The 12639-nt window shown below is 68.7% G+C and carries 11 protein-coding genes; 2 read left to right on the top strand and 9 right to left on the bottom strand.

Features of this window, described 5'->3' with window-relative positions:
- Positions 1-66 precede the first annotated feature (66 nt).
- The 6 genes from RTW82_RS17055 to mnmC all read right to left on the bottom strand — a co-directional run bounded on the left by RTW82_RS17055 (position 67) and on the right by mnmC (position 6245).
- Entirely contained in the window at positions 67-765 is a 699-nt protein-coding gene (locus RTW82_RS17055; RefSeq protein ID WP_021218421.1) for an MBL fold metallo-hydrolase, read from the bottom strand.
- A gap of 12 nt (positions 766-777) precedes the next feature.
- On the bottom strand, positions 778-1515 hold the full coding sequence (locus RTW82_RS17050; RefSeq protein WP_021218422.1) for a sulfite exporter TauE/SafE family protein: 738 nt from the start codon (positions 1513-1515) through the stop codon (positions 778-780).
- Positions 1515-2054: a rhodanese-like domain-containing protein gene (locus RTW82_RS17045; RefSeq protein WP_271658590.1), complete on the bottom strand. Its 540-nt coding sequence runs from the start codon at positions 2052-2054 to the stop codon at positions 1515-1517. The genes RTW82_RS17050 and RTW82_RS17045 overlap by 1 nt, the downstream gene beginning before the upstream one ends.
- A 25-nt stretch (positions 2055-2079) precedes the next feature.
- The gene (locus RTW82_RS17040; RefSeq protein WP_021218424.1) at positions 2080-2346 is read right to left on the bottom strand and encodes a metal-sensing transcriptional repressor; all 267 of its coding nucleotides are present in this window, start codon (positions 2344-2346) and stop codon (positions 2080-2082) included.
- Between the two features lie 210 nt (positions 2347-2556).
- Positions 2557-4029 (bottom strand): NCS1 family nucleobase:cation symporter-1, encoded by a 1473-nt coding sequence (locus RTW82_RS17035; RefSeq protein ID WP_316925786.1) that lies wholly within the window; start codon positions 4027-4029, stop codon positions 2557-2559.
- Between the two features lie 239 nt (positions 4030-4268).
- Entirely contained in the window at positions 4269-6245 is a 1977-nt protein-coding gene (gene mnmC / locus RTW82_RS17030; protein ID WP_316925785.1) for a bifunctional tRNA (5-methylaminomethyl-2-thiouridine)(34)-methyltransferase MnmD/FAD-dependent 5-carboxymethylaminomethyl-2-thiouridine(34) oxidoreductase MnmC, read from the bottom strand.
- A gap of 232 nt (positions 6246-6477) precedes the next feature.
- Here mnmC and pap point away from each other — a divergent pair, with 232 nt between their 5' ends.
- Both pap and RTW82_RS17020 read left to right on the top strand, forming a co-directional pair.
- Positions 6478-7965 carry a polyphosphate:AMP phosphotransferase gene (gene pap, locus RTW82_RS17025; protein ID WP_316925784.1) on the top strand — a complete coding sequence of 496 codons (1488 nt, stop codon included), beginning with the start codon at positions 6478-6480 and terminating at the stop codon, positions 7963-7965.
- Positions 7966-8089: 124 nt separating this feature from the next.
- Positions 8090-9274, top strand: a complete 1185-nt coding sequence (locus RTW82_RS17020) for a thiolase family protein (protein WP_184487873.1) — start codon at positions 8090-8092, stop codon at positions 9272-9274.
- A gap of 702 nt (positions 9275-9976) precedes the next feature.
- On the opposite strand, the gene RTW82_RS17015 is transcribed toward RTW82_RS17020, so the two are convergent.
- From RTW82_RS17015 to RTW82_RS17005, 3 genes are all read right to left on the bottom strand, one after another.
- On the bottom strand, positions 9977-10321 hold the full coding sequence (locus RTW82_RS17015) for a cupin domain-containing protein (RefSeq protein ID WP_021222016.1): 345 nt from the start codon (positions 10319-10321) through the stop codon (positions 9977-9979).
- 56 nt (positions 10322-10377) lie between these two features.
- Positions 10378-11784 carry an FAD-dependent oxidoreductase gene (locus RTW82_RS17010; RefSeq protein ID WP_316925783.1) on the bottom strand — a complete coding sequence of 469 codons (1407 nt, stop codon included), beginning with the start codon at positions 11782-11784 and terminating at the stop codon, positions 10378-10380.
- Positions 11785-11882: 98 nt separating this feature from the next.
- Positions 11883-12614: a nuclear transport factor 2 family protein gene (locus RTW82_RS17005; protein WP_316925903.1), complete on the bottom strand. Its 732-nt coding sequence runs from the start codon at positions 12612-12614 to the stop codon at positions 11883-11885.
- Positions 12615-12639 lie beyond the last annotated feature (25 nt).

Raw genomic sequence — 12639 nt, 5'->3', positions numbered from 1 at the left:
TTTGCGGATGGTTTAGATCAAATAGTTATTAGCCAAAGAGCCGCTTTGTGGCACCGGGAACTCACCTCAGGGGCGGCCGCAGGCGCGGTTGGCGGGCACGGCGATGTCCATCAGGCGTGGGTTCGGCAGGCGCAGGCTGGCCATCAGCGCCGCATAGGCCTCGGCGTTGGCCACCTGCAGGCGCGGGTTGTGGGCGCGTTCCTCGGCGATGCTCGAACGGGTCCAGCCGCGATAGTCGTGGCCGGGGCACACCTCGGTGTCGTCCGCCAGTGCCAGCAGGCGCCCCAGGCTGGCCCACTGGGCGCGGGCGTCGCCGTTCTGGAAGTCGGTGCGCCCGGTGCCACGGATCAGCAGGGTGTCGCCGGTGAACACCCGCGCCGGAGTGCCATCGGCGGGGCTGGCGGGCAGCAGGAAGCAGTAGGAGTCCGCGGTGTGCCCAGGGGTGTACCAGGCGATCAGTTCGCGGGCGCCGAAGCGCAGGCGCGTGCCGTCGGTGAAGGTGAAGCTGGCGCAGGTGCTGCCGCTTTCGGCGCCGAATCCACTCTGGCAGCCGGTGGCCTCGCGCAGGTCGCCCAGGGCGGTGATGTGGTCGGCGTGGGTATGGGTATCGAGGGCCAGCACCAGGCGCAGCCCGAGTTCGTCGAGCAGGCGCCGGTAGGCGTCGAGTTGTTCCTTCACCGGGTCGATCAGTACCGCCTCGCCGGCGTCGGCGAGCAGGTAGGTGTAGGTGGAGCTTTCGGCATCGAAGAGCTGGCGCAGCAGCATGGTGCAATCTCCTCAGATCAGTTTCTGCAGGGCCACCGACAGGCTGGTGATCACCAGCAGCACCGCGAACAGGCGTTGCAGCGCCGGGCCGCCCAGGCGGTACGCCAGGCGGTTGCCGACCAGCATGCCGAGCGCGCCGCCGAAGGCTAGGGCGCCGAGCAGCAGCGCGGGGGGCTGGGCCTGCCCCAGGTAGAGCAAGAAGCCGCCACCGGACACCACCACGACCACCGCCAGGGAGGTGGCGGTGGCGGCCATCACCGAGAGCGGCGTGAACCAGAGTAGCGCCGGAACCACCAGGAAGCCGCCGCCGACGCCCATCAGCCCCGAGAGCACGCCCACGCCCAGACCGATGGCCAGCAACGGCAGGTAACGCAGTGGGCCCGTGCCGGCGCGTGACTGTTGGGCGCCGCGCCATAGGCGCCAGGCGGACCACAGCACCAGCAGGCAGAAGCCGGTGATCAGCAGGCCCTCCGGCACCCAGTGCCCGAGCCACTGGCCCAGGGCGTTGCCGGGCAGGCCGCTGGCGGCGAGCAGCAGCACCGGCGGCCAGGCCACCAGGCCCTGGCGCAGGCGCAGCAGGGTGCCGACCAGGGCGGTGAGGGCCACCGCGCCGAGGCTCACGCCCACCGCGTCGCGCAGGGGCAGGTGCAGGCTGAGCAGCAAGGGCAGGGCCACCAGCGAGCCGCCTGCGCCGGTCAGCCCGAGCAGCAGGCCGAGCAGGGTGCCGATGGCGAGGGCTTCGAGAAGCATCAGCGGTTCCAGGGCATGCGGGCGAGCACCAGGGCCAGGCCACAGGTGCCGCTCAGCCCGGCGAAGGTCAGGCCGGCGCCGACGAAGCCGCTCAGCAGGTACCAGCCGGGGTGCACCCAGGTGCCGAGGACCACGCCCAGCAGCACCAGGCTGCCGGCGCTGATCTGCACCTGGCGCTGCAGCTCCAGGCCGCCGCCGCTGCCTTCGCGGGGCATGCCGCAGGCCAGGCAGGCGTCGGTGCCGCCCTCGATCACCTGCACGCCCGGCAGCAGGGCGCTCAAACGCTCGGCCGCCTGGCGCGCGCGCTGGCCCTTCTGGCAGATCAGGTAAAGCTCGTCGCCGCTGTTCAGGCCCTCACCGCGCAGGCGCTCGGCCAGGCGCACGGGGTCCAGGTTGCCCAGCGGTTCGTTGTGGGCGCCGGCGATGTGCCCGGCGCGGTATTCCGCCGGGCTGCGCACGTCGATGAGGAAGCGGGCCGCTCCCCGCTGGTGCAGTTCGGCGAAGCGCGGTGCGTCGATCAGGCGGATGGTGTCGTTCATGTCGGGTACTCCCGTGGAGTATGGGTCAGGTGTACTTGGTGAAGATCGCGCGCACCCGCGCCAGGGTCTCGGCATCGTCACGATCCGGGTCGAGAACGGTTTCCTCGACCAGGCAGGCGAGCATCTCCTGGTAGGCCTTGTCGAGCGCCTTGCGGGCGGCGGAGAACTGCTGGGCGATGGCCTCGCAAGACTCGCCGCGGCGGATCATCGCCTGGATGCCGCGCACCTGCCCCTCGACCCGGGCCAGGCGCTTGAGCATGGCGTCCTGGCGCTCCGGCGTGGGGCCGCTCATGGCGTCACCGGCGCCACGGCCGGGCGCGCGAAGGGGAAAGGCTCGCGCGCTCCGCTGGCGGCCTGGCCACGGGCGCGGGGGCTTGGAGAAAGGCTGAAGGGCATGGCGAATACTCCCTGGGGTTTATACCGGGGGGAGTATAGATTCGCCTTGTAGGGCTGTCAGCTGCGACGCGTTGCCGCCGGGCGGATGAGTGCCCGGCTGGCGTCGTCAGTGGCGCTTGAAGGCTTCCTTCCAGACATCGAAGCGGTAGCGACGGTTGCCCACCAGCAGGTAGAACACCGCCGCCAGGCCGGCACCGATGAACCAGCTGAAGCTGGAGAGGGCCTCCAGGCTGGGCAGCAGCACCAGGGCGATGGCGATGATGGCGGCCGGCAGCAGGGCGGCCAGGGCGCGCGGGTTGACGCCGTGGCGGTAGTGGTAGGCGGCGTCGGGCGCGGCGCTGTAGAGCGCGGGGATATCCAGCCGGCCCCGGCGCACCAGCCAGTAGTCCACCATGATCACCCCGTACAGCGGCCCCAGCAGTGCCCCCAGGGCACCGAGGAAGTACAGGATCACCTCCGGGCTGTTGTACAGGTGCCACGGCAGGATGAGCGCGCCGAGGGCGGCGGCCAGCAACCCGGCGCGGTGGAAGTTCAGCTGCCGTGGCGCCAGGTTGCAGAGCACCAGGGCCGGGGCGACGAAGTTGGCCATGATGTTCACCGCCACGGTGACGATCAGCAGCGCCAGGCAGCCGAGCACCAGGAAGGGCTTGGAGGGAATGGCGGCGACTATGTCGGTGGGGCTGGTGATGACCTGGCCGTCGATGGCGAACTGGCTGCCGGCGAGCACCGCGGCGATGCAGCCGAACAGCAGCATGTTCACCGGCAACCCCCAGAAGTTGCCACGGCGGATGGTGCGCGCATCGGGGCAGTGGCGCGAGAAGTCGCTGAAGTTCAGCAGCATGGTGCCGTAGAGGCTGATCCACAGGGCCGCGCCGGAGCAGACGCGGAACCAGCCGGCGGCGCCGCTGGCGGGTTCGCTGCTGGCCCAGGCGATGCGCAGGCCGGCCTTCCAGTACATCCAGGCGGCGAGTACCGCGAGGGTGAGCAGGATCACCGGGCCGGCGAAGGCTTCGTAGCGGCGGATCATTTCCATGCCGTAGGCCATGATTGCCAGTTGCAGCAGCCACACCCCGATGAAGCAGGCCCAGCCGAAGGGCGACAGGCCGAGCACATCGCCGCCGCTCCAGGCGGCCAGCCCCGGTGCCAGGGTCAGCAGCAGGACGCCGAGCACCAGGGAGGCGAGGTAGGTCTGGATGCCGAACCAGGCGACGGCGATCACCGCGCGGATCAACGCCGGAAACTGCGCGCCACGGATGCCGAAGGCGACCCGGCAGATCACCGGGAAGGGCAGGCCGGTGCGTTGGCCGATATAGCCGGAAAGGTTCATCAACCCGTAGATCAGCAGCGCGCCGAGGCCCATGGCGGCGACGATCTGGCCGCCACTCATGCCGAGTGCGAAGAGGCCGATGGCGAAGCTGTAGTTGGCGACGTTGTGCACGTCGTTGGTCCACAGCGCGAACAGGCTGTAGCTGCCCCAATGCCGGGCTTCAGGGCTGTTGGGGGCGAGGTCGTCGTTATAGAGGCTGGGGCTGGGGTCGAGTGGCAGCCGTATCGGCTCCTGGTTCTGGGAGAGGGGCATCCGCGGTTCCTCGCATCCTCGGGGGCGGTCGCCCCGGGCGGGGCGGCGGGAGCACAGGCTCCAGCCGGCGGATTGTGCGGCGGTCCACGGCGAATCGCAGCAGGACGGGGGCGCGCGAGGTGGTGTGGATATGCTCTATAACTACATGATTTATATGAAGTTATAGAGATTTAGGAATGCGGCGCTCACCCTTGCTGGTGCTTTCCGCTGGCCGAGGCGGCGAAGCCCTGCCGTACCTGTCAGGTACGGCTGGCGTTCTTGCCGCGAATCAGCTGGCGCAGCGGGAAACGGTTCGGGTGGCAGGCTTCGGCGACATCGCGGGGCACCGGCAGGGGTTCGTCGTCCAGCCAGGCGGCCAGCAGCTCGGCGGCCAGCGGCGCGGTGATCAGGCCCCGTGAGCCATGGCCGCTGTTGACGTAGAGGCCGTCGAGCCAGGGCACCGGTGCATCCGGCACCTGGCGCGCATCGCGGCCCAGCACGGCATAGGTTTCGGCGAAGGCGGCGGCATCGCACAGCGGGCCTACCAGCGGCAGGTAGTCCGGCGTGGTGCAGCGGAAGGCCGCGCGGCCTTCCAGCAGCGCCGGGTCGAGCTGTTCGGCCTGCAGGCGTTCGGCGAGGTCCGGGGAGATTTCCCGCAGCAGCTCGAGGTTGCCGGCGTGCTCGGCGGTGGTCGGCGCCAGGTCCTGGCTGTGGAAGTCGAAGCTGGCGCCCAGGGTGTGTTCGCCGTTGCGCACCGGTGCGACATAGCCTTCGGCGCAGACCACGGTGGCCAGCGCGCGGCTGCTGGCGGTGGCCGGCAGGCGGCTGATCTGCCCACGGATGCGCTTGAGCAGCATCCCGTTGGCCTGGGGGAAACGGAGGATTTCGGCGGCGCCGGCCAGCACCGCGATCGGTGCTTCGGCCAGCACCTGCTCACCGTCCAGCGCCTGCCAGCGGCCATTCTCGCGGCGCAGCTGCAAGGCTTCGCTGTGGGGCAGCAGGCGGATGCCGGGCTGCCCGGCCAGCCAGCGGCACAGGGCGGGCGGGTGCACCCAGCCGGCTTCGGGGTAGAACAGCCCACCGGCGGGCAGGGCGACGCCGGCGATGGCTTCGGCCTCTTCACGGTCGAGCCGGCGCAGCAGGCCGGCGGGGAAGGCGGCGGCCAGGCTCACCTGGCGCTCGGCTTCCTTGGCTTCGAAGGCCAGTTGCAGCACGCCGCAGCCTTGCCAGTCCTGGTTCGGCTGCAGGTGCTGGAGCAGCCGGCGGGTATGGCCGAAGCCGCTGACGATCAGGCGCGACAGTGCGGTGCCGTGGGCGGAAAGCTTGAGGTAGAGCACCCCCTGGGGATTGCCGGAAGCCTCCTCGGCAACGCCGGCGTGGCGCTCCAGCAGGGTCACCTGCCAGCCACGGGCGGCGAGGCTGGCGGCGCTGGCGCAGCCGGCCAGGCCGGCGCCTATCACCAGCACCTGGCGCTCGCCTGCGAAGGGCGCGGGGCGGGCGAACCAGGGTTTGCCGGCGCTGGCGGGCTCGCCCAGGAAGCGGCCCTTGCTCATGTGCCACTTGCTGCCGAAGCCCTGGGCACGGCGGATCTGGAAGCCGGCCTCCTTGAGTGCGCGGCGTACGAAACCGGCGCTGGTGAAGGTGGCCAGGGTGGCGCCCGGTGCACTCAGCCGCGCCAGCTGGGCGAAGAGTTCCGGGGACCACATCTGCGGGTTTTTCGCCGGGGCGAAGCCGTCGAGGAACCAGGCATCGATGCGGGCATCCAGCTCGGGCAGGCAGTCCAGCGCATCGCCCAGCAGCAGCGTCAGCGTCACCCGCCCTGCGGCGAACAGCAGGCGCTGGAAGCCGGGGTTCACCGCGCGGTACTGGTCCAGCAGGGCGCCGGAGAAGGGCGCCAGTTGCGGCCACAGCGCCAGGACGCGGGCGAGGTCTTCACGGGCCAGCGGGTACTTCTCGACGCTGACGAAGTGCAGGCGGGCACCGGGCGGCGCCAGCTCGTCGAACAGCTGCCAGGTGCTGAGGAAATTCAGGCCGGTGCCGAAGCCGGTCTCGCCCACCACCAGGCGCTCGCCGGCGGCCAGTTCGGCGAAGCGCCGGGGCAGTTCGTTGCCATCGAGGAAGGTGTGGCGCGTCTCGTCGAGCCCCGAGACGGGGGAGAAATAGACGTCGTCGAATTCGCGTGACAACGGCTGGCCCTGCTCGTCCCAGGCGAGCAGCGCGTGATGGAAATCGGACATGGAGGACCCCGGCGGAACGAAGCGCGAATAGTAGCCGATCAAGCCGGGCAGGAGCGTGCGACAGGGGGACGCTTGGGGCGCTGCGTTGCGGCGTCGGGCGCTTCGCGAGCAGGGCTCGCTCCTAGAGGAAAGAGAGTGCGTCGGCTTGGGGAAACCTGTGACTTCGTCGAATCTTTCACCCCGTGCGGAGCCGTCTTCCGCTATTTTTTCTCCACCAACCTGGGAGAGTCGCATGTTCGAATCTGCGGAAATCGGTCATTCCATCGACAAGGAAACCTACGAGAAAGCGGTGCTGGAGCTGCGCGAGGCATTGCTGGAGGCGCAGTTCGAGCTGAAACAGCAGGCACGCTTCCCGGTGATCATCCTGATCAACGGCATCGAGGGCGCGGGCAAGGGCGAGACGGTGAAGCTGCTCAACGAGTGGATGGACCCGCGCCTGATCCATGTCGAGAGTTTCCTGCTGCCCACCGACGAGGAGCTGTCGCGGCCGCCTCAATGGCGCTTCTGGCGCAAGTTGCCGGCCAAGGGGCAGACCGGCATCTTCTTCGGCAACTGGTACAGCCAGATGCTCCATGCGCGGGTCGAGGGCGACATCAAGGACGGCCGTTTCGACCAGGCCATCGATTTCGCCGAGCGCTTCGAGCGCATGCTCTGCGACGAGGGTGCGCTGATCTTCAAGTTCTGGTTCCACCTGTCCAAGAGGCAGCTCAAGCAGCGCCTCAAGGACCTGGAGAAAGACCCGCAGCGCAGCTGGAAGCTCAACCCGCTGGACTGGAAGCAGAGCGAGACCTACGACCGCTTCGTGCGCTTCGGCGAGCGCATGCTGCGCCGCACCAGCCGCGACTACGCGCCCTGGTACGTGGTCGAGGGCGTCGACGAGAACTACCGCAGCCTCAGCGTCGGCCGCATCATCCTCGAGGGGCTGCAGGCCGCGCTCAAGCGCAAGGACCGCCCGGTGCTGCAGCCCCACGCGGCGCCGCTGGTTTCCAGCCTGGACAACCGCGGGCTGCTCAGCAGCCTCGACCTGAGCCTGAAACTGAGCAAGGACGATTACCGAGAGCAATTGGACGCCGAGCAGGCGCGGCTGGCCGGGCTGATGCGCGACAAGCGCTTCCGCGAGCACGCGCTGATGGCGGTGTTCGAGGGCAACGACGCGGCCGGCAAGGGAGGGGCCATCCGCCGGGTGACCGGGGCCCTGGACCCGCGCCAGTACCGCACCGTGCCCATCGCCGCGCCCACCGAGGAAGAGCGCGCACAACCCTACCTGTGGCGCTTCTGGCGCCATGTGCCGCCGCGCCGGCAGTTCACCATCTTCGACCGCTCCTGGTACGGCCGCGTGCTGGTGGAGCGGGTCGAGGGCTTCTGCTCGGAGGCCGACTGGTTGCGCGCCTACAGCGAGATCAACGACTACGAGGAGCAGCTCCACGACCACGGCATCGTAGTCGTGAAGTTCTGGCTGTCCATCGACAAGGACGAGCAGATGCGCCGCTTCAAGGAGCGCGAGGAGACTTCCTTCAAGCGCTACAAGATCACCGACGAGGACTGGCGCAATCGCGACAAGTGGGACCTCTACGTCGACGCCGTGGGCGACATGGTGGATCGCACCAGCACCGAGCTGGCGCCCTGGACCCTGATCGAGGCGAACGACAAGCGCTATGCCCGGGTGAAGGTGCTGCGCACCATCAACGAGGCGCTGGAGCGGGCCTTCAAGAAGGGCTGAGCCGGCGGGCGATGGCCGCGCATACGCAGGGTGAATGATCGTCGCCCTGCGACATTGGGTGGATTTATGCTCCGGCCATCGTCAATGGACACCCGTCCTCAAACCCACAAGAAAGAGGTGCGTCATGCGTGAAGTGGTGATAGTCGACAGCGTTCGGACCGGCCTGGCCAAGTCCTTCCGCGGCAAGTTCAACATGACCCGGCCGGACGAAATGGCCGCCCACTGCGTGAACGCCCTTCTGGCGCGCAATGACCTGGACCCGACGCTGGTGGACGACTGCGTGGTCGGCGCCGGTTCCAACGAAGGCGCCCAGGGCCACAACATCGGCCGTAACGTCGCCGTGCTCTCGGGTCTGGGCATCGGCGTCGCCGGCATGACCCTGAACCGCTACTGCTCCTCGGGCCTGCAGGCCATCGCCATCGCCGCCAACCAGATCGCTTCCGGCTGCAGCGACGTGATGGTCGCCGGCGGCGTCGAGTCCATCACCCTGACGCTGAAAAGCATCAACCAGGACAACTTCGTCAACCCGCGCCTGAAGCTGGAACACCCCGGCATCTACTACCCGATGGGGCAGACCGCCGAGATCGTCGCGCGTCGCTACAACGTCTCCCGCGAGGCTCAGGACCTGTACGCCCTGCAGAGCCAGCAGCGCACCGCCCGTGCCCAGGCCGCCGGCCTGTTCGACGATGAAATCGTGCCGATGAACGTCAAGTACGGGGTCGAGGACAAGGCCACCGGCGAGAAGAAGATCCTCGACGGCGTGGTCGACCGCGACGACTGCAACCGCGCCGACACCACCCTGGAAGGCCTGGCTTCGCTGAAGCCGGTGTTCTCCGAGGACGGCTCGGTCACCGCCGGCAACTCCTCGCAGCTGTCCGACGGCGCCTCCATGACCCTGCTGATGAGCCTGGACAAGGCCATCGAGCTGGGCCTCAAGCCCCGCGCCTTCTTCCGTGGCTTCGCCGTGGCCGGTTGCGAGCCGGACGAAATGGGCATCGGCCCGATCTACTCGGTGCCCAAGCTGCTCAAGGCCCGTGGCCTGTCGGTGGACGACATCGACCTGTGGGAGCTGAACGAAGCCTTCGCCTCGCAGTGCCTGTATGCCCGTGACCACCTGGGCATCGACAACGAGAAGTACAACGTCAACGGCGGCTCCATCTCCATCGGCCACCCCTTCGGCATGACCGGCTCGCGCCAGGTCGGCCACCTGGTGCGCGAGCTGCAGCGCCAGGGCAAGCGCTACGGCATCGTCACCATGTGCGTGGGCGGCGGCATGGGCGCCACCGGGCTGTTCGAAGCGGTGCGCTGATCCGCTCCACGGACGCCGCAATGAGAAAACCCGCAACGGCCTGGCCGCTGCGGGTTTTTCTTTGGGCGCTGCGTACCCTGGGGCGGGCGGCGTTTTTTGTAGGGGCGACTTCAGTCGCCAAGCGGCGCACAGCGCCGCCCTGTGGGAGCGAATTCATTGGCTCTGTCGGCGTTAGCTGTTGTGGTTTTAATGCAAGCGCTCAAGCACGGCTATTTTCGGGCACCCAAGGGTTCGTTCCCCCCCACCGCATGGGTTTCGCTTCGCTCTACACCATCCTACGAAAGCCCGTGCGCACCACGTGCGCGATGCGCTGGACGAAGAAAGGTGGGGCAGCCGCCAACGCCCCTCCAGGAGGCCGAACGCAGTCGTTGCGCCGGGGGACGAGCGGCGGATGGCCCATCGCGCCGGCCCCCAGAGCGGCGATGGAGTGAGGGAACCCCGGCGAAGCCGGGGCCGGATGATGGGGCAAGTTTTTTGGTTCCTTTTCAACGATTGGAAAAGGGACTCGCCCGGGGGGGCGAAACCAGAAACATCATCAGAGCTCGGCAATCAGCTGGACTCAAATCCTCTAGCAACACTTAATGCAGACAGAGCCAACTCATTCGCGAATGGGTAGGCTGGGTGCATCGGGTTGCACCCGACCTACGGCATGGGGCTCATTCGCCCAGGAGCGCGCCGCGCTCCCAGGCCGTACCGCCAGGATCAGCGGCTGATGATCACGTAGGTCTTGCGCAGGGTTTCCTTCACATCCCAGATGCCCAGGCTGTTGGCGGGGAGCAGTAGGGCGTCGCCGGCCTTGATCTCGATGGGCTCGCCGCCGTCCGGGGTGAAGGTGCAGCTACCGTGGGTGAAGTGGCAGAACTCCTGCTCGACGATCTGCCGGCGGAACTTGCCGGGGCTGCATTCCCAGACACCGGTTTCCACGCCGTCGGTGCGCTCCACCGAGTGCACGCGGGTGTGCGGCACGGGCTCGCCCACGGGCACGGGTACCGGGGCCGGTTCGGAGAGTGGCAGGTCGTGGGTGTTCTTCAGCAGGGTGGCTTTCATGCAAGGGCTTCCAGTCGGGTTTTGGTTTGGGGGCGCGTGAGCGGGCGTCGCCCGGCTCAGCGCATCAGGCTTTCCATGAACCCGGCCAGGCGGCTGGCCAGGGCGCGGCGCCAGGGGGCGCTCTGAGGGTTGGCCAGCACCCGGTCCTCGTGGACGAAGCTGCGGATGATGGCGTTGTAGCCGAGCCAGCGGCAGGGCTCCGGCTCCCAGGCGGAGAGTCGGTTCAGCGGCCCGTCGCCCAGCACCCAGGGCTGGCGGGTGAGCAGGGTCTCGCGGCCGAGGATCAGGTCGGCCAGGGTGCGGCCACCGAGGTTGGTGGCGCCCACGCCTTCACCGCCGTAACCGCCGGAGAGGGCGATGCCGCTGGCGCGATCCACCAGCATGTGCGGCTGGAAGCGCCGCGCCATGCCCAGGTTGCCGCCCCAGCTGTGGGTCAGGCGCACGTTGCGCAGCATCGGGAACAGCTCGCCGAACAGGTAGCGGCGCAGGGCGATCTCGTCGTCGTCGAGCTGGAAGTTCTCCCGCAGCTTGCCGCCGAAACGGTAGCCGCCCCGGGCGCCGAACACCAGGCGGTTGTCGGTGGTGCGCTGGCCATAGGTGACCTGGCGGCTGTTCTCGCTGAAGGCCTGGCCCCGTTCCAGGCCGATCTCGGCCCAGGTGGACTCCGGCAGCGGCTCGCTGGCCACCAGCAGGCTCTGCACCGGCAGCTGGTAGCGGCCGAGCGGGGGCAGGGCGGCGGCGTAGCCTTCGATGGCGGGCACCACCCAGTGGGCCTTCACCTCGCCCTGCAGGGTGGTGATGCGGCCGGGCTGCCAATCGGTGACGCGGCTCTGTTCGAACAGCTGCACGCCCATGCGCTCGACGGCGCGGGCCAGGCCGCGCACCAGGCGCGCCGGCTGGATGGTGGCGCAGTGCGGCGTGAAGATTCCGCCCAGGGCGCCGGCGACGCGGATCTGCCGGCCCAGCTCCGGCGGGGTCAGCCAGCGGTAGTCGTCCTCGCCCAGGCCCTCGGCGTGCAGGTCGCGCAGTTGCTGGCGCAGGCGCACTTCCTGCTCGGGGTAGCGGGCCGCGCAATAGAGCACGCCGCCCTTGCGGTAGTCGCAGTCGATGCCTTCGCGTTGCAGCACCTCGGCCACTTCGTCGGGAATGCCGTGGAGCAGGTCCAGGGAGGCGCGGCGTTCGTCGCGGGAAAGCTTCGCCAGGGCGCGGTCTTCGCCCAGCAGGTTGCCCATCAGCCAGCCGCCGTTGCGCCCGCTGGCGCCGAAGCCGGCGATCTCGGCTTCGAGGATGGCGATGCGCAGTTGTGGTGCCTGGCGCTTGAGGTAGTAGGCGGTCCACAGGCCGGTGTAGCCGGCGCCGATGATGGCGACATCCACCTCCAGGCTGCCGCCCAGGGCGGGGCGCGGGGTGAGCGGCTCGTCGAGCTGGTCCATCCACAGGCTGATCGATTGCCAGGCCGGCATAGCGGGGCTCCCAGTTGGAAAGGTTCGGATGGCGGCAAGACTAGAAGCTGGCGCGGGCGCTGTCGTGTGTGCGTGCACGCCGGGACTCGGCGTGCCGCTCAGAGAGAGGCTTTTAGCTGCTTCAGGTAAGCCTTCGGCGACAACCCCGTGTGCTGGCGGAAGCAGCGATAGAAGGCCGAGAGGGAATTGAAGCCGGCGGCGAAGGCGAGTTCGTCGATGCGCGGCGATGCCGGCCCTTGCTCCAGCTGCGCCAGCAGGTGGTCCAGGCGGGCCTGGTTGACGTACTGGTAGAAGCTCTGGCCGAGCATCTGGTTGAGCAGGTAGGAAATCTGGTTACGGGTGTAACCGGTGGCTGCGGCGACCTGGTGCAGGTCCAGCGCCGGATCGAGGTAGGGCTGGCTGTGCTGGAAGTAGTCTTCCAGGTCCCGCGCCAGCAGGCTCAACTGCCGGGCCGAAAGCCCCAGGCGGCTGGCGGCGGGGCGTTGCAGGCGGTCGCCGGCCTCGCGCTTGCCCTGGATCAGCAGGGCGTATTCGTTGATGCGCCAGATCAGGCCGTCACGGACGGTAATGGCCTCGCTGGTACGAAAGGTACCGCTGTGGCCCAGGCGCAGGCTGTACTGGATGAACGCGGTATCGCCGTCCACGCGGATGCGGTCGCTGTGCTCCAGGTACTCGTCCGGCCCGCTGGGCATGGTGGTGCGCACGTAGTCGCCGAGCTCCGCACGGTGCAGGCAGCGGTTCTGGAAGTAGTCGTTGTATTCCACGTCCGGGTGGTAGAGCGCCAGCACCGCGTCGATATCGCGGGCCTTCCAGCTCAGGTGGTAACGCATCACCACTTCGCGGGTGGCGGCGGTG

Source organism: Pseudomonas sp. zfem005 (genome assembly GCF_032621735.1).
Classification (GTDB): Bacteria; Pseudomonadota; Gammaproteobacteria; order Pseudomonadales; family Pseudomonadaceae; genus Metapseudomonas; species Metapseudomonas solani.
The sequence above is the reverse complement of the archived record's forward strand: the minus strand, read 5'-3'. Positions and strand labels throughout refer to the sequence as shown.